General features: G+C 41.6%; 18 protein-coding genes. 5 read left to right on the plus strand and 13 right to left on the minus strand.

The window, feature by feature from the left end; all coding sequences use genetic code 11:
* Positions 1 to 138: 138 nt before the first annotated feature.
* A complete protein-coding gene (gene citZ, locus NSQ64_RS14955) occupies positions 139 to 1,257 on the minus strand; it encodes a citrate synthase (RefSeq protein WP_341017136.1) in 1,119 nt (372 codons plus the stop codon).
* 374 nt (positions 1,258 to 1,631) lie between these two features.
* Complete coding sequence (locus tag NSQ64_RS14960) at positions 1,632 to 2,096, minus strand: DUF441 domain-containing protein (RefSeq protein WP_007501699.1); 465 nt, start codon at positions 2,094 to 2,096, stop codon at positions 1,632 to 1,634.
* A gap of 100 nt (positions 2,097 to 2,196) precedes the next feature.
* Here NSQ64_RS14960 and ytvI point away from each other — a divergent pair, with 100 nt between their 5' ends.
* Complete coding sequence (ytvI, locus tag NSQ64_RS14965; RefSeq protein ID WP_268381841.1) at positions 2,197 to 3,315, plus strand: sporulation integral membrane protein YtvI; 1,119 nt, start codon at positions 2,197 to 2,199, stop codon at positions 3,313 to 3,315.
* 24 nt (positions 3,316 to 3,339) lie between these two features.
* On the opposite strand, the gene NSQ64_RS14970 is transcribed toward ytvI, so the two are convergent.
* From NSQ64_RS14970 to dnaE, 7 genes are all read right to left on the minus strand, one after another.
* Positions 3,340 to 3,729 (minus strand): FxsA family protein, encoded by a 390-nt coding sequence (locus tag NSQ64_RS14970; protein WP_007501703.1) that lies wholly within the window; start codon positions 3,727 to 3,729, stop codon positions 3,340 to 3,342.
* Positions 3,730 to 3,827: 98 nt separating this feature from the next.
* The gene (gene pyk, locus NSQ64_RS14975) at positions 3,828 to 5,588 is read right to left on the minus strand and encodes a pyruvate kinase (RefSeq protein WP_024718661.1); all 1,761 of its coding nucleotides are present in this window, start codon (positions 5,586 to 5,588) and stop codon (positions 3,828 to 3,830) included.
* 27 nt (positions 5,589 to 5,615) lie between these two features.
* Positions 5,616 to 6,575 (minus strand): 6-phosphofructokinase, encoded by a 960-nt coding sequence (gene pfkA, locus NSQ64_RS14980; protein WP_017358271.1) that lies wholly within the window; start codon positions 6,573 to 6,575, stop codon positions 5,616 to 5,618.
* A gap of 339 nt (positions 6,576 to 6,914) precedes the next feature.
* Positions 6,915 to 7,892: an acetyl-CoA carboxylase carboxyl transferase subunit alpha gene (gene accA, locus NSQ64_RS14985; protein WP_008346075.1), complete on the minus strand. Its 978-nt coding sequence runs from the start codon at positions 7,890 to 7,892 to the stop codon at positions 6,915 to 6,917.
* Positions 7,877 to 8,752, minus strand: coding sequence for an acetyl-CoA carboxylase, carboxyltransferase subunit beta (gene accD / locus NSQ64_RS14990; protein WP_008346077.1), 876 nt, complete (start codon positions 8,750 to 8,752; stop codon positions 7,877 to 7,879). Before accD ends, accA begins: the two co-directional genes overlap by 16 nt.
* Positions 8,753 to 9,057: 305 nt before the next feature.
* On the minus strand, positions 9,058 to 10,290 hold the full coding sequence (locus NSQ64_RS14995) for an NAD(P)-dependent malic enzyme (protein WP_007501712.1): 1,233 nt from the start codon (positions 10,288 to 10,290) through the stop codon (positions 9,058 to 9,060).
* Between the two features lie 141 nt (positions 10,291 to 10,431).
* Positions 10,432 to 13,767: a DNA polymerase III subunit alpha gene (gene dnaE / locus NSQ64_RS15000; RefSeq protein WP_341017140.1), complete on the minus strand. Its 3,336-nt coding sequence runs from the start codon at positions 13,765 to 13,767 to the stop codon at positions 10,432 to 10,434.
* 137 nt (positions 13,768 to 13,904) lie between these two features.
* On the opposite strand from dnaE, the gene NSQ64_RS15005 reads away from it, so the two are divergent.
* The 3 genes from NSQ64_RS15005 (at position 13,905) to NSQ64_RS15015 (ending at position 15,041) form a co-directional block, all read left to right on the plus strand.
* Positions 13,905 to 14,246: a YtrH family sporulation protein gene (locus tag NSQ64_RS15005; protein WP_007501717.1), complete on the plus strand. Its 342-nt coding sequence runs from the start codon at positions 13,905 to 13,907 to the stop codon at positions 14,244 to 14,246.
* Positions 14,243 to 14,746: a sporulation membrane protein YtrI gene (ytrI, locus tag NSQ64_RS15010; protein WP_007501718.1), complete on the plus strand. Its 504-nt coding sequence runs from the start codon at positions 14,243 to 14,245 to the stop codon at positions 14,744 to 14,746. The genes NSQ64_RS15005 and ytrI overlap by 4 nt, the downstream gene beginning before the upstream one ends.
* A gap of 109 nt (positions 14,747 to 14,855) precedes the next feature.
* Positions 14,856 to 15,041, plus strand: a complete 186-nt coding sequence (locus tag NSQ64_RS15015) for a hypothetical protein (RefSeq protein WP_008346082.1) — start codon at positions 14,856 to 14,858, stop codon at positions 15,039 to 15,041.
* Positions 15,042 to 15,090: 49 nt separating this feature from the next.
* Here the strand turns inward: NSQ64_RS15015 and NSQ64_RS15020 are convergent, their stop codons facing one another.
* Complete coding sequence (locus tag NSQ64_RS15020) at positions 15,091 to 16,032, minus strand: DHH family phosphoesterase (RefSeq protein ID WP_025207776.1); 942 nt, start codon at positions 16,030 to 16,032, stop codon at positions 15,091 to 15,093.
* A 147-nt stretch (positions 16,033 to 16,179) separates the two neighbouring features.
* Here NSQ64_RS15020 and NSQ64_RS15025 point away from each other — a divergent pair, with 147 nt between their 5' ends.
* Positions 16,180 to 16,482: a YtpI family protein gene (locus NSQ64_RS15025; protein ID WP_003216665.1), complete on the plus strand. Its 303-nt coding sequence runs from the start codon at positions 16,180 to 16,182 to the stop codon at positions 16,480 to 16,482.
* Between the two features lie 201 nt (positions 16,483 to 16,683).
* Here the strand turns inward: NSQ64_RS15025 and NSQ64_RS15030 are convergent, their stop codons facing one another.
* The 3 genes from NSQ64_RS15030 to NSQ64_RS15040 form a co-directional block, all read right to left on the minus strand.
* Positions 16,684 to 18,006, minus strand: coding sequence for a CBS domain-containing protein (locus NSQ64_RS15030; RefSeq protein WP_341017143.1), 1,323 nt, complete (start codon positions 18,004 to 18,006; stop codon positions 16,684 to 16,686).
* A gap of 144 nt (positions 18,007 to 18,150) precedes the next feature.
* Positions 18,151 to 18,834, minus strand: coding sequence for a metal-dependent hydrolase (locus NSQ64_RS15035; RefSeq protein ID WP_024718665.1), 684 nt, complete (start codon positions 18,832 to 18,834; stop codon positions 18,151 to 18,153).
* 66 nt (positions 18,835 to 18,900) lie between these two features.
* Positions 18,901 to 19,656, minus strand: a complete 756-nt coding sequence (locus tag NSQ64_RS15040) for an SDR family oxidoreductase (RefSeq protein ID WP_008343153.1) — start codon at positions 19,654 to 19,656, stop codon at positions 18,901 to 18,903.
* Positions 19,657 to 19,729 lie beyond the last annotated feature (73 nt).

The raw sequence follows: 19,729 nt of genomic DNA on the forward strand, positions 1-19,729 counted from the left end.
CCTCCCAGGTTATGTAGTGAATATTTGAAACTTCCAAGCTTGATGTCTGCAAGCCAAGAAGTTTTTCACGTGATTCGTTTTTTGTTGATATGGAGGCTGATTGGTTTAGATGGATCAGCCTCCGCTATTCTATAAACATTAGTCTCTTTCACTGATCGGAACAAACGTTTGAAGATCAGGTCCAATATAGTCAGCTCTTGGACGGATCAGACGGTTGTTGTCATATTGCTCTAAAATGTGAGCAATCCATCCAGAGAATCGGCTGATCACGAAAATTGGTGTAAACAAGTCATGATCAATCCCAAGACTGTGATAGACAGAAGCAGAATAAAAATCAACATTTGGTGGAAGATTTTTCTCTGATGTCACGATTTCCTCTGCGCGTACAGACATTTCATACCATTTTGGCTCGCCTGTGAGATTTGTTAAGCGCTGGCTCATTTCTTTTAAATGTTTTGCACGCGGGTCACCTTGGCGGTAAACGCGGTGGCCAAAGCCCATAATTTTCTCTTTCTTCTCTAGCTTACCATGAATATAGGAATCTACGTTTTCAACTTCGCCAATTTCTGAGAGCATCTTCATTACGCCTTCATTCGCGCCGCCATGAAGTGGTCCTTTCAATGCGCCGATAGCCGCTGTTACACCAGAGTAGATATCTGATAGTGTAGCAACACATACGCGTGCTGTAAATGTCGATGCGTTTAATTCGTGATCCGCATGTAGAATGAGCGCTTTATCAATCGCTTCAATTTCTACTGGTGAAGGCTCTTCGCCGTTTAGCATATATAAGAAGTTTGCAGCATAGGTGTATTCTTCTTTTGGCTGTACAGGCTCAAGTCCCTTTCGAATACGTGAGAATGCAGCGACAAGTCCAGAAATTTTCGCTTGTAAGCGAATGGCTTTTCTGTAATTCGCTTCTTTGTCCATAATCTCTGATTCGTCATCAAGTAAACCTAATAAGGATACCGCTGTACGAATCGCAGACATTGGATGAACCCCATCCAGCGAATAAGATTTAAAGTGCTCAATGATCTCTTGCGGAATATGAGCATTTTCATTGAGCTGCTGCTTTAACTCGCTTAGCTCCTGCTCATTCGGCAGCTTTAAGTGCCATAACAGGTAGACAATTTCTTCGAAAGTCGCTTTTTCAGTTAAATCATCGATATTGTACCCTACATAAGTAAGAGTATCATCAATAATTGAGCTTACGGATGAAGTTGTTGCCACGATACCTTCAAGACCTCTTGTTGCTGTCATGTTCAATCTCCCCTTTTTAAAAAGATTCCCCTTCGTTGCAAAATTCTCGCTTTTTGAAAGCGCTATCCAACCAAAATAGGCTGGCAGGTTTAGAAAAGAAAATGCTTACATTTACCTATACGGTTAGAGCGCTTTTAGCCTCATATCTCGTGTTTGATCAATGAGTTCAAAATTAAGCCTATTCCCATTATAAACAATAATCAGACATTTGTTAAATGTTTAACTATAATTTTTTTTGATATTTTTTTTTCCAGCCTTCCGGTTCGGGCATGGAATAAAGGGATTTTGCTTCTTTTAATATATTTAATTATGTTTTTTTGCAAAAGCTCACGCCAGAAAAAAATCAAAAGAAAGTGGCATGAGCCACTCTCTTTTTAACCGCTGAAAAATTTCACTGCTTGCATCGCTAAATAGGCAATTCCAGCACCAATCAGCGGGCCAACAGCCACACCTTTGAATAAACTAACTGCCAAAATCGTACCGAATACAAGTGCTGCTGTGATATGCGGATCGTTTTCGAGTAGCACAATGCCGTTTTTTGCAATTAATGCTACTAATATACCCGCTCCAAGAGCTATCCAAGCATAGGAAGATTTCATCGCTTCTCCAAGCTGTTTAAATCCAATGTCCCCTGTTGCGATCGGTACAAGCACAGCGATCGTGATGACCGTCACACCCCAATTGATACCTTTTGATTGCAGAACCGGGAATATTTTTTGATCCAGGCCAATCAGCTTAATTGCAATCAGCACAGAGACCGCTAAAATTAACGAATTGTTTTTTGCAATAAGTGCAATAACGAGTAAAAGAACCAAAAACAAATTTGCTTGAGTAAACATACGCCGCTCCTTTCTTTCTTTTTATTGCGACCTTTTCATATTACTAATCTTTTTGAATAAAATGAAGTATCGGACATGCTTGTTTTTTGGAGGGGATTGTGTGAATCACACTTATGTGGGCATTTTTTTGCGAAGTTTGATGATTTTCAGCATCGTCGTTTGTGCGGTTGTTTTTTTATATCAGTCTTTTCCGTTTTTATATCCATTTTGGATTGCATTTGCCGTGTCGTGTTTGATTCATCCAGCCGTATGCAAAATTGAAAACATGACCGGGATGCCAAGAGGTTTTGTTGTCATCATTGTGCTATTACTCTTTTTAGTGGCAGCCGCCGGATTCATGACACTTTTAGTGGCGGAAATCATTTCAGGAAGTGCTTATTTAGCAAAGGTCCTGCCAGGTCATCTTGATCAACTGATTGGGATCGTGGAACGTTTTTTCACAGATCAGATTTTGCCTTTATATCATGATTTGACTGCTCAATTTAATACACTTCAAGCAGGTCAAAAGGAATCTATTTTAGGACAAATCCAAGCACTTGGTGACGAAGCAGCGGCAAAAATCGGGACTTTCCTTTCAAAAACTCTTGAATTCATTCCAGCTTTTTTAGGTCTTTTGCCTGATGCAGCAGCGACGCTTTTATTTTCCGCCCTAGCGACTTTTTTTATCACAAAAGATTGGTTTACGTTAAAAAAATATGGTTCTCGTATCTTTCCCGCCAAATGGATGCTTCATACACATGCCATTTTATCTGAAATCAAAAAAGCCATTTCTGGCTTTATGAAAGCCCAGCTTCTACTTGTTGCCATGACCATTGGGATCGTGCTGATTGGACTTTTCATCTTAAAGGTCGAGCATGCGATTGTGATCGCTCTATGTATTGGTCTAGTTGATTTACTTCCTTACATCGGGAGTGGCACGGTTTTTCTTCCGTGGATCATTTACTCCGCGATGACAGGAAATCTTTCACTCGCCATTGGACTGGGCATTTTGTATATTGTGGTGCTCATTCAAAGACAAATATCAGAGCCAAAAGTCTTAAGTAAATCAATTGGTCTTAATCCTTTAGCAACACTTGTGGCACTGTTTGTCGGGTTAAAATGCTTTGGTTTTCTTGGACTTGCACTCGGTCCCGCTTCTCTTGTCGTTTGGCAGGCGTTTCGTAATGCAGGGGTTTTCAGAGACCTTTATCAGTACATTCGGTATGGCGCGCAAAAGTAAAAGAGACCTGATGCGAAGGTCTCTTTATCGTATAATCGTATAGCGTTTGCGATTGGACATGTTTCTAAGCCAGCGCTCAAAGAGCGGTTTGATCCGTTTTCTTGTCATGGGAATGAGCAGCACAGCCCCAATCAGATCAGAAAGGAATCCAGGTATGAGCAGCAGCAAACCACCAATCAGAATGCAGAATCCATCGACAATGGTGGCCCCTGGCATTTTGCCATACTGTAAATCTCGCTGCACTTTCTGAAATGCTTCTATTCCTTGTTTCCTTGCAAAGTAAGCACCTAGTGCACTTGTCAGCACAATGACTAGCATCGTTGGTAAAATACCAATGATGTTACTTGAGATTAAAAATAAACTAATTTCCACTGCCGGGAACAGAATCAATAATAGTAGAAAATATTTTTTCAACCATATCACCTCATGGGGTCTCTTTCATCGAAAGCTGTTAACTTTTTTAGTGTAACATAAAAAAAGAGAGGAGTCAGATAACTCCCCTCGTGTGTGATTTAAAGGACGCTTGCACGGCCTTTGTAGATCGCTCCGCGTGCTGGATCTACTGTAATCTCTTCGCCTTCTTTTAGAAGTGTTGTGGCACTGTCAAGACCGACAATGACTGGAATGCCAAGACTAAGCCCAACGACTGCTGCATGGCTTGTTAGACCGCCTTCTTCCGTGATAAGGGCAGACGCTTTTTCTAAAGCACCCATCATATCACGATCTGTGCAGTTTGCGACAAGAATCGCACCATCGTACATTTTTTCCTCTGCTTCTTTTCCGCTTTGTGCAATAACAACCGGTCCAAATGCAGATTTGCGGCCAATTCCTTGACCCTTCGCAATGATGTCACCGACAACATACACTTTCATTAAGTTCGTTGTACCAGCTTCTCCAACCGGCACACCAGCTGTAATGACAATCAAGTCGCCATGTCTTACATAGCCAGATTCAATAGATTTTTCTACTGCATTCTCTAGCATTTCATCAGTAGATGACGTATTTGATCCACTCTTCGCAAATACACCGAATACGAGAGATAGCTTTCTTGCTACTGATTCGTTTGCTGTGACTGCAACGATTGGTGCTTTAGGTCTATATTTTGAAATCATTCTTGCTGTATGACCACTCTCAGTAGGTGTCACAATCGCTGCTACATCAAGCTTCATAGCTGTGTGCGCAACAGATTGACCGATCGCATCTGTAATGCTGACCTCTACTTCTTCGCTTCTGCGAGAAAGGATTGCTTTATAGTTAAGTGCTTCCTCTGAACGTGAGGCAATGTTGTGCATCGTTTGCACAGCTTCAACTGGATATGTTCCTGCTGCTGTTTCACCAGATAGCATGATCGCATCTGTACCGTCAAAAATAGCATTTGCCACGTCACTTGCTTCCGCACGTGTTGGACGCGGGTTACGCTGCATGCTATCCAGCATTTGAGTTGCTGTGATGACAGGCTTGCCTAAACGGTTGCATTTTTTGATTAGCATTTTTTGAACAAGTGGTACTTCTTCTGCCGGAATCTCTACACCAAGATCTCCACGCGCAACCATCAGTCCATCTGATACCTCGAGGATTTCATCGATGTTATCAACGCCCTCTTGGTTTTCAATCTTCGGAATGATTTGAATGTCAGCTGCGTTGTTCTTTTCAAGTAGCTCACGAATTTCAAGAACATCAGAAGCTCGTCTCACAAAAGAAGCTGCGATGAAATCGACACCTTGTTCAATTCCAAACAGAATATCATTGGCATCCTTTTCTGTAATACCCGGCAAGTTCACACTCACACCTGGTACGTTGACACCTTTTTTGTTTTTCAGTGTGCCTGTATTCATTACTTTTGTGACGATTTCTTTTCGGTCCTTATTTAATTCTTTTACTTCTAGACCAATCAGACCATCATCTAATAAAATGGTTGAGCCCACTTCTACATCATGAATTAAATCTTCGTACGTCACACTGATTTTTTCAGTGTTTCCCACAATGTCTTCCATACTCACGATAAGATCAGCACCAGCAACTAACTCAATTGAGCCGTTTTCAACTGTGCGTGTACGGATCTCTGGACCTTTTGTATCAAGAAGGATCGCAATGTCCTTGCCTAAAGTTTTCCCTGCTTTGCGAATGTTTTCAATACGTGCACCATGCTCTTCAAAATCTCCATGAGAGAAGTTTAGTCTGGCTACATTCATTCCTGCTTCAATCAATTCAGTCAGCTTTTCAATGCTTTCACTTGCTGGACCGATTGTACAAACGATTTTTGTCTTTCTCATTACTGTTCCTCCTAAGGTCTTCTCGTTTTATATAGAGAGCTCTTGTGAAAGTCGGTACATATTTTGATCGACTGTATGCTTTTTATCTAAGATGTCTAAAATATCGTGATGAACGAGTTCGTTGCTTTGAATACCTACACAGCGTCCGCCTCTTCCTTCAAGAAGAAGTTCTACTGCATACGCTCCTAGGCGACTTGCGAGCACTCGGTCAAACGCACTTGGAGAACCTCCACGTTGAATATGTCCTAAGACAGATACACGCGTTTCAAGGCTTGTCTCCTCTTCAATTCTCTTACCAAATTCGACACCGCTGCCGACGCCTTCTGCAACGATGATGATACTGTGCTTCTTGCCTCGTTCATGTCCTCTTCTCAATCTGGCAATAATTTCGTCCATGTCATAGTCTGCTTCAGGAATCAAAATCGATTCAGCTCCGCCTGCAAGACCTGACCAAAGGGCAATATCACCTGCATGTCTTCCCATTACTTCCACTACGTATGTACGTTCATGAGATGTGGCTGTATCACGAATTTTATCAATGGCATCAATGACTGTATTTAGTGCTGTATCAAAGCCAATAGTGAAATCAGTACCAGGAATGTCATTGTCAATCGTGCCAGGGACACCTACACATGGAAAACCGAGCTCTGTTAATTTCTTCGCTCCCATGAATGAGCCATCTCCACCGATGACAACAAGTCCTTCAATACCGAATTTTTTTAAGTTCTCAATCCCTTTTTCACGACCTTCAACTGTCTTGAATTCAGGACATCTTGCCGTGTAAAGTTTTGTTCCTCCACGATGAATGATATCGCCTACTGAACCTATTTCGAGTTTCTCAATTTTACCGTTAATTAGACCTGAATATCCATTATAAATACCGTAAACTTCTACATTATGGTAAATTGCTTTCCTTACAACTGCGCGCACAGCTGCATTCATTCCTGGGGAATCCCCACCGCTCGTTAAAACTCCTATACGCTTCATCTTTTTCACCTCAGAGACCATATATGAATTAAACATACCATTTCCACTGCTTGAAAACAATCATGAGCAAAACCGGATGTTTTCAATACGAATTTCTAAAACCGTACTTATTATACAATTAAATAAAATGTTTTTAAACAAAAGTTAAGAAAGTCATGAAAGCACTTTGTTCAAAAAACAGTTGATTCAAGTGCTCTAAACCTTGTCAAATCAACGTTTTCAGACGTTTCAAATTTTATGAAAACAAAAGAAAATTATTTTCAAATAGCGCTTACATCAGATCGTTTTGATGAAAAAAGACGAAAAAAATAAACGCCAGCCAAAAGGCTGTACGTTTATTTAGTTTACCCCAATATATTGATTTTCAATCGATACTTTGCCGATTGCTTTGTATTTTTGATATCTTTGTTCGACTAATTCTTCAGGCGATTGTTTGAGCAAAGATGTAAGTGACTGTTTTAATGTTTTTTCAATGTAGGCTGCTTGTTGTTTCACGTCTCGGTGTGCTCCACCTTGCACTTCTTTAATAACATCATCTATAATATCTAATTCTTTTAGGTCTGGAGCAGTAATTTTCATTGATTCTGCAGCTTTTTTCGCAAGTGATGAGTCCTTCCAGAGCAGTGCTGCTGCACCTTCAGGTGAAATCACTGAATATGTTGAGTTCTCTAGCATAAATAGGTGGTTTCCTACGCCTAAGCCTAGTGCTCCGCCACTTCCGCCTTCTCCAATGACAATACAGACAACCGGTACACGAAGTCCTGCCATTTCGAAAAGGTTTTTCGCAATTGCTTCACTTTGCCCGCGTTCTTCAGCTGCTTTACCAGGATAAGCTCCTTTTGTATCAATAAAGCAAATGATTGGACGATTAAATTTATCTGCTTGTTTCATCAAGCGCAATGCTTTACGGTAACCTTCTGGATGCGGCATCCCGAAATTACGGCGCAAGTTTTCTTTTGTGTCTTTTCCGCGCTGATGACCAATGACTGTGACAGGAAGTCCTTTAAATGTGGCAATTCCTCCAACGATGGCTTCATCGTCGCCATAAAAACGGTCACCGTGACATTCGAAAAAGTTATCAAACAGCTCTTGAATGTAATCGAGAGTTGTTGGGCGCATCGCATGACGAGCAATTTGTACTCTGTCCCAAGGCTTTAAATTTGTATAAATGTCTGTTTCAAGCTTACTCAGACGCGTTTCAAGGCGCTCAATTTCCGCACTTAAATCCATCTCTGAGTTTTGTGTGAACTTTTTCAATTCATCAATTTTCGCTCGAAGTTCAATGACAGGTTTTTCAAATTCTAGTTCTCCAGCCACTCTCGTTCACCTCCTGTGCTGTGTAATGCTAAGATTTGGCCTAATGTTTCTTTCATTTCTGCACGGTGAATCACAGCATCTAACTGACCATGCTTCATTAAAAATTCAGCCGTTTGGAAGTCCTCTGGTAGGTCTTCACGAATGGTTTGTTCAATGATTCTGCGACCAGCAAAACCAATTAATGCACCAGGCTCTGCAAAGTTGTAATCACCGAGAGATGCGAAACTAGCTGATACACCGCCAGTTGTCGGATTGGTCATCACAGAGATAATCAGACCTTGATCCTCGCTGAATAGCTTTAATGCTGAACTTGTTTTTGCCATCTGCATCAGACTAAGAATCCCCTCTTGCATTCTTGCTCCTCCAGATGCAGTGAAGATGATAAATGGCACCTTGTCCGCTTTTGCTTTCTCAATAGCTAATGTAATCTTTTCACCAACGACTGAGCCCATGCTGCCCATACGGAACGTGGCATCCATGACAGCAATGACAGCACTTTGACCTTTAATTTCACCTTTTCCTGTTACGATGGCTTCATTCAAAGATGTTTTTTCTCTGTCTTTCTGAAGCTTTTCTTCGTAGCCTGGGAAACCGAGCGGGTTCTCAGAAATGAGGTGACCGTTAAATTCTTCAAATGTGCCTTCGTCTACAAGGCTTTCAATACGTTGTTTTGCATTCATTTGCAAATGTCTGCCGCAATTCATGCAAACACGTAAATTTTTATCTAGTTCTTTGGTGAGCATTATTTTTTTACATTGCGGACATTTGGTCATGATGCCTTCAGGCACATCTTGACTTGCCTGTTCAGAGGGTACAGATGCATATTTTTTCTTTTTACTGAAAATATTCTTGATTGACAAATGACTACCTCCCTTTTTGAAGGGTTTTTTCTTTACACGCACATCCACTATTATAGGACATGTCATAACTGTACCGAAACTATTGTACTTTTTTTGTCAAACGCTGTCATCCTTCATTCAATTTTTTCAGTGGGGAATTGAGGAGAAATGAGTATAGGTTTGGGGCGCTGAGTAGTTGGTATATGTGAATTGTGAACGTCTACAAAAAAATCTCATTTAGGATGAAAAAAATTTCGTGTAAGAGAGGAAATGGTGCACGTTTTTCCTCCAAATTCAGAAAGAACGTGCACACTTTTCCAATTCGATTACTCGCCGATAATCGTTAATTTTCTTGTTTTTTCTGCAACAGCTTCTGGGTCTACTTTGATTCTTGAAACGCCCGTTTCCATTGCTGCTTTTGCCACTGCTTTGGCTACCGCTGGCGCTACTCGTGCATCAAATGGTGCAGGGATAACGTATTCCGCTGACAATTCTTCATCTGATACAAGGGAAGCAATCGCTTCAACAGCTGCAATTTTCATTTCTTCGTTAATGTGTGTCGCACGTACATCAAGCGCTCCACGGAAAATACCAGGGAATGCAAGGACGTTGTTCACTTGGTTCGGGAAGTCAGAACGGCCAGTTCCTACAACACTTGCACCTGCTGCATGTGCGTCTTCTGGCATGATCTCTGGGTTTGGATTCGCCATTGCGAAGATGACAGGATCTTTTGCCATTTTTCCAACCATTTCTTTAGTTAAAGCACCTGCTACTGAAACGCCGATAAAGACATCTGCGCCTTCAATCACTTCTTCTAAAGAACCTTCTTTACGATCTTGGTTCGTGAATTTAGCTACTTCATTTTTCACTGCATTCATACCATTCGGACGGCCTTCATAAATAGCGCCTTTTGTATCACACATGATGATATCACGTACACCGAAATGATAAAGAAGTTTGATAATCGCAATTCCTGCTGCTCCAGCGCCGTTTGCAACCACTTTAATTGAAGACATTGATTTTCCAGACAGCTTCAGTGCATTCACAAGTCCTGCCACTGTTACAATCGCTGTCCCGTGCTGATCATCGTGGAAAACAGGAATGTTTGTCTCTTTTTTCAAACGCTCTTCAATGATAAAGCAGTTTGGTGCTGCAATATCTTCAAGGTTCACGCCGCCAAACGTCGGCTCAAGAAGCTTCACTGTTTCAACGATTTTGTCTACATCGTTTGTTGCAAGTGCGATTGGGAATGCATCAACACCTGCAAAGCTTTTGAATAAGACGGCTTTTCCTTCCATTACTGGAAGAGATGCTTCTGCCCCAATGTTTCCAAGCCCTAACACAGCACTTCCGTCTGTGACAACAGCGACCATATTGCCTTTCATTGTATAATCATACACTTTGCTTGTGTCGTCATAAATATCTTTACATGGCTCCGCTACACCTGGTGAGTAAGCCAAGCTCAAGTCTTTCGCATTTTTCACTTGTACCTTTGATTTTGATTCGAGTTTGCCTTGATTCTCTTTGTGCATATGTAATGCTTCTTCTCTTAATGACATGTGATGAACACTCCTTCAAGTGGAAAATGATTTAATGAATTGCTAAGTTGATAAGCACATACTTGGCAGTTTAAATACACAGAATCTTTAAAATGATAACACAATAGGTGAAATTGTAAAACATATTCAGACGATTTGTCATCATTTAATCACAACGTTTTGTTCACCTAGCAGCTCTTTTAACTGGAAAATGACCGCATGATCTGCATGAACTTTGTATGCATCTGGAAGTCTCATCGTCTTTTTTTGCTTTTCATAATACAAATAGACATCTGCTTCTCCCCTGTGCATGGAGATTACTCGCTTCACTTGTTCTAGCAGCTCCTGCGTATGGTTCTCTTCTTTGACTCGAATGTAGACAGATTCTTTTCTTTTAGAGCCCATCTCTTCCAGTAGAACAGCTTCTTGTACGATGATTTGACTGCTCTCATTTCTGACATCTATTCTGCCTTCAACATAAAGCATTGCGCCCTCCTCAAGTAAGGGGGACAGCTTTCTAAATTGCTCTGGAAAGACGACACCTTCCATTTCTCCCGTTTCATCCCCGAATGTGACAAATGCCATCGATTGTCCATTTTTTGTCCGAATCGATTTCACCTTTGTCAAAAGACCACCCATTGAGATCTTTCGCTTTATATAGGAAGAAAGTCTGATGATTTCCACCGCACCATTCTCTCTTAAGCGATCTCGATACGCTTGTACAGGGTGATTTGATAAATATAACCCGAGTGCCTCTTTTTCAAATTGCAGGAGATCAACAAGCGGCAGTTCGTCTATCTCCGCATATTTTGGCTTAATGGAGAACGTTGTATCCCCAAGAAAGTCCAGTTGATCCTCAGGTGTTAAAAATGACACATGGTCTAACGCAATATCTATCGATGCTAATAACGAAGCACGATTTGGATGAAGTTCATCCATTGCCCCTGAGAAAATGAGGGCTTCAATCGTTTTTCGGTTGACACTCTTTGTTGATACCCTTGCGCAAAAATCAAATAAATCTTCAAATGGCTTTTCCTGTCTTGCTCTGTATATATCCTTTACAGCTGACACTCCGACATTTTTAATCGCTCTTAAGCTGTAGCGGATCTCCCCTTTTTCAACCGTGAATGGAAATTCGCTCTTATTAATAGAAGGCTTCAACACCGATATCCCTTTTTCCTTTGCCTCATAGAAATATTGAGCCACTTTGTCTTCATTTCCAATCACACTCGTTAAAAGACCGCACATAAAATATAACGGATAATGCGCTTTTAAATAAGCAAGCTGAAAGCCGATCATGCTATATGCAACAGCATGGCTTCTATTAAAACCATAGTTTGCAAATTTGACGATTAGGTCATAAACGTCATTTGCAATGTTAACAGGATACTCCTTTTTTAGGCATCCTTCAACAAAATGGCTTCGTTCTTCATCAAGCACCTTTTTATCTTTCTTTGAAACGGCTCTTCTTAGTAGATCGGCCTCGCCCAGCTTAAAGCCTGCCATCTTTGCTGCAATCAGCATGATTTGCTCCTGATAGACGATGACCCCATATGTATCCTTTAAGATGTCATACAAATCTGGATGCGGGTAGGAGACTTTCACTCTGCCATGCTTTCGGTCGATAAAGAGCGGGATATTCTCCATCGGACCCGGGCGGTATAAGGCATTGACAGCCACGATATCTTCTAGACTAGAAGGTTTCAGTCGTCTCAGCACCTGACGCATACCTTGTGACTCCAGCTGGAAAATCCCCGTTGTATCTCCCGCTGATAACAAATCAAACGTTTTCTGATCTTCATATGAAATGTCACTAAAGTTAATGTGGACATTTTCCTGTCTTTCAATCTGGTTTTTAATGGATTCAATTAATGTTAAGTTTCTCAAACCTAAAAAATCCATTTTTAAAAGACCGAGATCTTCTAAATAATTCATCGCATATTGCGTCAAATACACTCCATCATGGCCTTCTTGAATAGGCACGACTTGTGTGAGCGGCTCCTCACTTAGGACAACGCCGGCTGCATGTGTTGACGTATGTCTTGGTAATCCTTCTACCTTTAAAGCGGTTTGAAACACTCTTTGCAGCTCTTCAGATTGCTGGAGCAGTGTTTTTAATTCTGAGGAGACCATCACCGCTTCTTTCAGTGTCGTCCCTGGCTTTGATGGGATGAGCTTTGCAAGGCGGTCTGCTGCTTTTGAATCAATTCCCATCACACGTCCGACATCTCTTAAAGCTGCCTTTGCGGCAAGTGTTCCAAACGTGACAATTTGCGCCACATGCATATCCCCATATTTGTCTTTTACATATGAAATGATTTCATCTCTTCTCGTGTCAGGAAAATCGATATCTATATCCGGCATGCTGATTCGTTCAGGATTTAAAAAACGCTCAAATAAAAGCCCGTGACGGATCGGATCGACATCTGTAATAAACAGAACATACGCAACTAAAGAGCCTGCTGCTGATCCCCGGCCAGGACCTGTGACAATGCCATGATCATGAGCATACTTCATAAAATCCCACACAATGAGGAAATAATCACTGAAATTCATTTTTTGAATGATGCTCAGCTCATACTCAAGCCTTTTGATATATGTGTCATTTGAAGCAATCTGTCTTCGTTTCATGCCTTCTTGGCACACTCTTCGTAAAAATTGATCAGCTGTTGATTGATCGGGCGTCGGATAGGTTGGCAGTTTCGTCTGGCCAAGATTTAAATCGACCTCGCAGCGGTTTGCAATCTCAACCGTTCTTGCCAGCAATTCTGGATCATCACCATACCACTTCATCATTTCTTCGATCGATCTGAAATGCTTGTCTCCTTGGTCTTCCTCAATTTCTGATAACTGCTGGCCTGCTTTAATGGCTTTTAAACATGTATATGCGGTTTTGTCCTCTTGATGGATATAGTGGACGTCACCTGTTGCCACAAGCGGGATGTTCGCCCTTTTTGAGAGTTTCCTGAGCTTATGAGACAGCTCTTCGTCCTGCTGAAACGGCTGAACGGCTAAATACACATGTTCCTCACCAAAAAGATCTTTTAAATGGATGGCCGCATCCCTTGCTTCATCTAGCTGATCATGTTGCAGCAACGTTTCAATATAGCCGGATACGCCTGGTGTGATGGCAATAAGGCCATGATGATAGGCTTTCAGCCATTTCTCTTTCAGGCCGGTTTTTGACTTTGATTTCAAGACACTGCTAATTTTGATCAAGTTTTGATAGCCTTCATTGTTTTTGGCAAGGAGGATCAAAGGATAAGCCTCTGTCTCTTGTTCATCTATGAAGACAGAAGCTGTTAAACCGATAATCGGTTTGATGCCATGTGTTTTACATTCCTTATAAAATTCAACCGTTCCATACATCACATGGTCATCGGTAAGAGCGAGCGCTTGATAGCCAAGTTCTTTCGCCTTTAATACGAGCTCCTTGACCTTCGCTGCACTGCTCAACAAGCTGTATCCACTGTGAACCTGAAGATGAACATAGGACATGCTTAATCCACTCCTTTCGTCTAAATTCATTCTTTCATTATAAAACGCGATGCGGTGAGAAACAAATGTTCTTTCTTTTCCGCTCGTTCATACTTGTCCAGCATTCGCCATATATTGAATAGAGTGAGGTGGGAAAAATGGATGTGAAGGAAGCCTTTATTCCAAACTTTATTAGCTGTTATTTTATCGCACTGGGGGTTATTTTGGGCGGTGCCATTATAGGCGGGGTAGGTGCATATTTATCTGGTCAGCCGCCGCTATCAATTATTTCAAGTCTTGCCAACCGCTTAAAAATTTGGGCACTTGTTGCGGCAATCGGTGGAACTTTTGATGCGGTCTATAGTTTTGAAAGAGGGATTTTCGAAGGGAACACACGTGATATTTTCAAGCAGATCTTGCTCATTATCTCTGCTATGGGCGGTGCGCAAACGGGGTATCTCCTGATTACGTGGCTCACTCAGGAGCATGTGTCATCATGAGGGTGCCTGAGCTGTATAAACGTCCAGGCTGGCAGCGTTTTTTTGCTGGGATGATGTTCGGCGCAATTATCAGCTGGCTGATTTTTCTCTTTACGTATGGCACCTTTCAGGAGAAGCAAGTGACACTGCTCAGAAGCCAGCAGCACCATATGGACAGTCTGAAAGAACAAATCACACTCTATCGGGAAGATTTGCATAAATTAAATGAAGACAATAAGCAGCGTCTGCTTATTCAGAGCGTAGACGTTCACCTCGTCAACCGTGAGCAGTACAAAATCCCGGAGCCAGATACCTTGAAATTTGAAGATCAGGTGAAAGAAGATATCTCTGAGGTGATCACAAAGGATATTGAAAGTGTCTATAAAACAAAAGAGCTCTTAAAACGGACCGTGGAAAATAAAGAATATACGATTAGAGAAAAGGCATACCGCGCCAAAGTCACCGAACTGACCATCTATACAAAGCTTTCGCTTGAAGTGCGTATTTCCTTTGCTGAATAATAGATGATGTGGAATTTTTATGAATTTCTGCACTCAATGATCGCTTTTCACTTGTTATTTTTATACACTAAAAGAAGAACGAGATGATCATAAGAAAGAGGTGAGAACAATGGAGGTTTACAGCTATCGTCAAATGGCACGAGACAAAGCAAGCCGGATTAAAGACGGCATGTGTGCTTATGCTGAGACAGAAATGATGGCCCATTTAATTAAAAAAGAATTAAAGCATCAAAATCTCCAAGCCTATGAAGATTCAACTGACATCGGCTGCTGGTTTATCCCTGTATCCAAGTAACCCTTTTCTCAAAGCTCAAAAAAGAGAGGGGGGACTTGAAGCCCCTCTCTCACGATGATGATTTACATACTTCTTCTAAATCACGCAAAATCTCATCTGCAACTGCCCAATCATATATGGACGCACCGGCTGCAAGCGGGTGACCTCCGCCATGATATTTTTTAGCAATGGTGTTAATGACGACGCCTTTTGAGCGGAATCTCACACGAATCTGATCGTTCTCTTCCACAAAAAAGACCCATGCCTTAATCCCTGCAATATTTCCAAGTGTCCCAACAAGCTGTGAGGCTTGCTGCGCTGTTGTTTGGAACGACTCCAAAATGTCACGTTTAATAAAAACAGAAGCTACGCCATTCTCTGATAAAGAGATATGTTGAAAAATATAGCCATTTAATTTCACGACATTCAAATCCGTCTCATACAATTGATTGAAAAGGTCTGATGATGAAAACGGATATTCGATGAGTTCACCCGCATATTTGAGTGTCTTTTTCGTTGTGTTTGGGAAAAGGAAACGGCCTGTGTCTCCTACAATGCCGGCATAAATGAGTTCTGCCGCCTTTGTATTCAGCTGATATCCTTCTTCTTTCCCCTCTAAATACAGCTCATAAATCATTTCACTGACAGAGCTTGCTTCTGTATCAACCCAAAGCAAATCACCATAAGGATCTTCATTCGGATGATGATCAATTTTCATCAGCTTATCGCCCATTGAATAGCGCTGATCATCTATTCTTGCTTGATTCGCAGTGTCACAGACAATGACAAGGGCACCTTTGTACACTTCATCCGGCACGTCATCTAATTCATATAAAAATGAAAGAGATGGCTCAGGGGTTCCTGTTGCATAAATATTTTTTTCTGGATAGGTGGCACGCAAGATTTCCGTAAGGCCGCACTGCGATCCATAGGCGTCTGGATCAGGTCTTACATGTCTATGAATGATGATGGTGTCATATAATGATATGGTTCTAATCAGTTCTTTTTTCATAAATACTCCTTCTTATACGATACTCTTTTTATTATTAAATCATAATCTACCCAGACAGAAAAGTGAGGAATAGACAATTTATTCTAGTAAGCAAGCCTATTTACGTTTAAAATAGGGTTGTAACCACTTACAATGGAGGCTTGGCACATGCTTGTTTTGATTGTGTTTATTATTTGTTCTGCCATGTTTTATTTATACTACAAAGCAAAGAATGTCCGTACGAACCGGCCGGTCGAAAAGAAATTCTGGTCTGCCAAATCAAGTATGGCACTTGGCTGCTTTGTCCTGCTCTTCGGTGTGAATCAATTATTTTTAAACCGCTCGTCACTCGCATTTGTCATTGGGTTTATTTTTGTTGCAGTTGGTATCGGCAGTACATGGGCCGGATATAAAGCCTATAAGCACTATCTTCCGCTCTTTTTAAAGGAAGGCGAAAAAGACCACGCATAATAGAGAAAGGGCTAAAATGAACTTGATTTTAGCCCTTTCTCTTCTTTTCAGCGTGTTAGAAAACCTTTGCAGTCTAGGAAGGACGAGTACTGGCGCAGAGCGAATGTCACATTCGTGAGCACCAGCACGCAGGACTACCAAAGAATGCGAGGGTTTGTTTATACGCTGTAAGGGCGCATTCATGCCGCCCTTTTTTGCCATTTATCCTCTCTCCATCAGCTGCACCATCAACATCGCTTTGCCTACAATATTTGACTGATGGTAAACTTCCACTTCAAGTTTTCCAAACTTGCGCCCAACTTCTAAAATATTCGGTTTGATCTGTATCGTGGATTCCATTTGAACCGGTTTTAAGAAATAGACAGAAAGACTTTCTACAATTAGTTCACCTTTTTTATGAGACTTTAAGAAGCGATTGGCTGATTCGATTAAAATTTGTGTAAACACACCGTACGAAATATTGCCGAGCTGATTTGTCATTTGTGGTGAGACTTCATATTGGTACACCGCATCTGTTTTTGGTTTTTCTGTCTCAGTCTCCTTAAACCCTCGTGACACGACATCATCCAACTTTTCACCGACCTGCGGCTGCTTTTGAATCATTTGCAGCGCCTTCAGCACGTCCTGACGACTAATCATCCCAATCAGCTTCTCATGATCATTTACAACTGGCAGTACCTCAATACCTTCCCACACCATCATTTGTGCAGCTGAAGCGACAGATGTTTTGCCAATAACGGTCAGTGGATTTTTTGTCATCACCTTTTCAATCGGTGTAGAACGGTCATGGCCTGCAATATCCTTTGAGGTCAAAATGCCGTGAATTTTCATTTGATCGTCTGCTACCGGGAACCGGCCGTGTCCAGTTTCATAATTCTTTTCATACCATTTCTCAAGTTTGTCTTCTGGCGATAAATAGACGGTCCGTTCTATCGGCGTTAAAATATCCTCCACAAGCACAATTTCTTTTTTAATCAACTGGTCATAAATGGCCCGGTTAATGAGAGCCGCTACGGTAAATGTATCGTAGCTTGTTGATAAAATGGGCAGCTCAAGCTCATCTGCGAGCTGAATAATTTCATCATCTGTTGAGAATCCGCCCGTGACCAGCACAGCCGCTCCCGCCTCTAATGCTTGCCGGTGAGCATTGATTCGGTTTCCGACGATTAACAGGTTGCCTGCTGCTGTGTATCGCATCATCGCATCCAGTTCCATTGCACCGATGACAAATTTATTTAACGTTTTATGTAAGCCGGCTCGTCCGCCAAGTACCTGACCATCAATGACATTGACGACTTCCGCATATGTCAGCTTTTCAATATTTTCTTTTTTCTTCTGTTCAATTCGAATGGTACCGACTCGTTCAATGGTGCTCACGAACCCTTTATTTTCAGCATCCTTAATAGCCCGATAAGCCGTGCCTTCACTGACTTTCATTTCTTTCGCTATACGCCGGACAGAAATTTTCTCTCCGACATCCAATGAATCAATATACGATAAAATTTGCTCATGCTTTGTCGCCAATCCCGTTCACCCTTTTTGTTTTCAGCGTTTTCATCTATATTTCATTATAAAGGCAGGAGGCTTTTAATAGCAATTTGTCTTTTACACGAGCACGATACAGGCAAATAAAAAAGCCGGTAGAGTGCCGGCTTTTCTTTCTATTGATTAAATCTCGATGGATTCTCCGCTGTTTAATACGTGACCCACGCCGCCATGCAAGCTGTCTGCAAACGCATGAGGATCTTGTTCAATCGGCGGGAATGTACTGTAATGAATTGGTACGACTTGTTTCGCACGAAGCCATTCTGCTGCGATTCTCGCATCGTCTGGTCCCATTGTGAAGTTATCACCTATTGGCAGGAAGGCGAGCTCAATATGATTCAGCTCCCCAATGAGTTTCATATCCGAGAAGAGAGCCGTGTCTCCAGCATGATAAATTGTTTTGCCTTCAGCAGTAAATAAAATACCGGATGGCATCCCTGTATACGTAATCGTTTTGGATTCTTCATCAATGACCGCTGAGCCATGGAACGCTTGCGTCAGCTTGACTTTACCAAATTCAAATTCACGTCCGCCACCAATAGAAAGCGGGTGTGTTTTCACCCCTTGCCAGCCTAAATAAGTGGCAAGTTCGAATGGCGCAATCACGAGTGCGTCATTATTTTTAGCGATTTCAATCGTGTCTCCGACGTGATCTCCATGCCCGTGCGTGAGCAAAATCACATCTGCTTTCACATCTTGCGGTTTGATATCCGTGTGCTTATTTCCATTTAAAAATGGATCAATCCAAATATGGTATCCGTTTGTTTCAATGTGTACGACTGAATGTCCATGATATGTAGCTTTCATGTAAATATATCCACCTTTCGAATTTGATCTCATTTTATCTATTCCCTCTATAAAAAGCTGAAAAACTTAGTGCCTGTGAATTACATTAAGACCACCTGTTGCTTCAATGACGGTTCCTGTAATGAGGTCTGAACGGTCATCACATAGAAATGAAATGATACGACCGATATCCTCACCTGTCCCAGACCGACCAATCGGTGTTTCATCGTCTTTTATCTGACGTGCTTCCTCTATCGTTGATTCTTTCATGTCTCCAACGATTTTGCCTGGACACACCATATTAGCGGTGATGCCGTTTTCGGCTTCTTCAATCGCAATGGTTTTCGTCAATGACGCAAGGCCCACTTTTGCCGCTCCGAAAGCTGATCTGTGCATCCAGCCTGGCGCATGGTCTGCTCCTTGGAAGCCATATGTGATAATCCGGCCAAAGCCTTGTTTTCTCATCATAGGGATCACCATTCGGAACAAATGGAACACTGCGGATAGGTTGCCTTCCATCATTTGATACCATTCGTCTTCAGAGTAATCCGCGAGTTTTTTTCGTTCAAAAATATAAGGTCCAGCATTATTGATCAAGGCATCAATCCGCCCAAATCGCTCTGCTGCCAGCTCGACCATGTTTTTTAAATCTTCTTTGTTTGTTACATCGCCTTGGACAAATTGAAGCTTTTCTTCGTATTCTTGCAGTTCTTCTTTCATCTGCCGGACAGCTTCATCATCACTTCGATAATTCACTGTCACAGAATACCCCATATTCAGTAAAGACTCGGTGACTTTCCTGCCAAGTCCTTTAGAACCCGCTGTTATTAATGCGTGTCGCACACAATCTCCTCCTAAAACAAAGGTTGCAAGTTCATGTGTTTCTTTTGTTATCTTTACTTTACTATAAACCGGC

Source organism: Bacillus sp. FSL W8-0183, from assembly GCF_038006825.1.
Lineage (GTDB): Bacteria > Bacillota > Bacilli > Bacillales > Bacillaceae > Bacillus > Bacillus altitudinis.

Coding starts and splice junctions, on each gene's coding strand:
- citZ (WP_341017136.1), bottom strand. CDS start 1,257: ATGACAGCAACAAGAGGTCTTGAAGGTATCGTGGCAACAACTTCATCC.
- NSQ64_RS14960 (WP_007501699.1), bottom strand. CDS start 2,096: ATGTTTACTCAAGCAAATTTGTTTTTGGTTCTTTTACTCGTTATTGCA.
- pyk (WP_024718661.1), bottom strand. CDS start 5,588: ATGAGAAAGACAAAAATCGTTTGTACAATCGGTCCAGCAAGTGAAAGC.
- pfkA (WP_017358271.1), bottom strand. CDS start 6,575: ATGAAGCGTATAGGAGTTTTAACGAGCGGTGGGGATTCCCCAGGAATG.
- NSQ64_RS14995 (WP_007501712.1), bottom strand. CDS start 10,290: ATGTCATTAAGAGAAGAAGCATTACATATGCACAAAGAGAATCAAGGC.
- dnaE (WP_341017140.1), bottom strand. CDS start 13,767: ATGTCCTATGTTCATCTTCAGGTTCACAGTGGATACAGCTTGTTGAGC.
- NSQ64_RS15005 (WP_007501717.1), top strand. CDS start 13,905: ATGGATGTGAAGGAAGCCTTTATTCCAAACTTTATTAGCTGTTATTTT.
- ytrI (WP_007501718.1), top strand. CDS start 14,243: ATGAGGGTGCCTGAGCTGTATAAACGTCCAGGCTGGCAGCGTTTTTTT.
- NSQ64_RS15015 (WP_008346082.1), top strand. CDS start 14,856: ATGGAGGTTTACAGCTATCGTCAAATGGCACGAGACAAAGCAAGCCGG.
- NSQ64_RS15020 (WP_025207776.1), bottom strand. CDS start 16,032: ATGAAAAAAGAACTGATTAGAACCATATCATTATATGACACCATCATC.
- NSQ64_RS15025 (WP_003216665.1), top strand. CDS start 16,180: ATGCTTGTTTTGATTGTGTTTATTATTTGTTCTGCCATGTTTTATTTA.
- NSQ64_RS15035 (WP_024718665.1), bottom strand. CDS start 18,834: ATGAAAGCTACATATCATGGACATTCAGTCGTACACATTGAAACAAAC.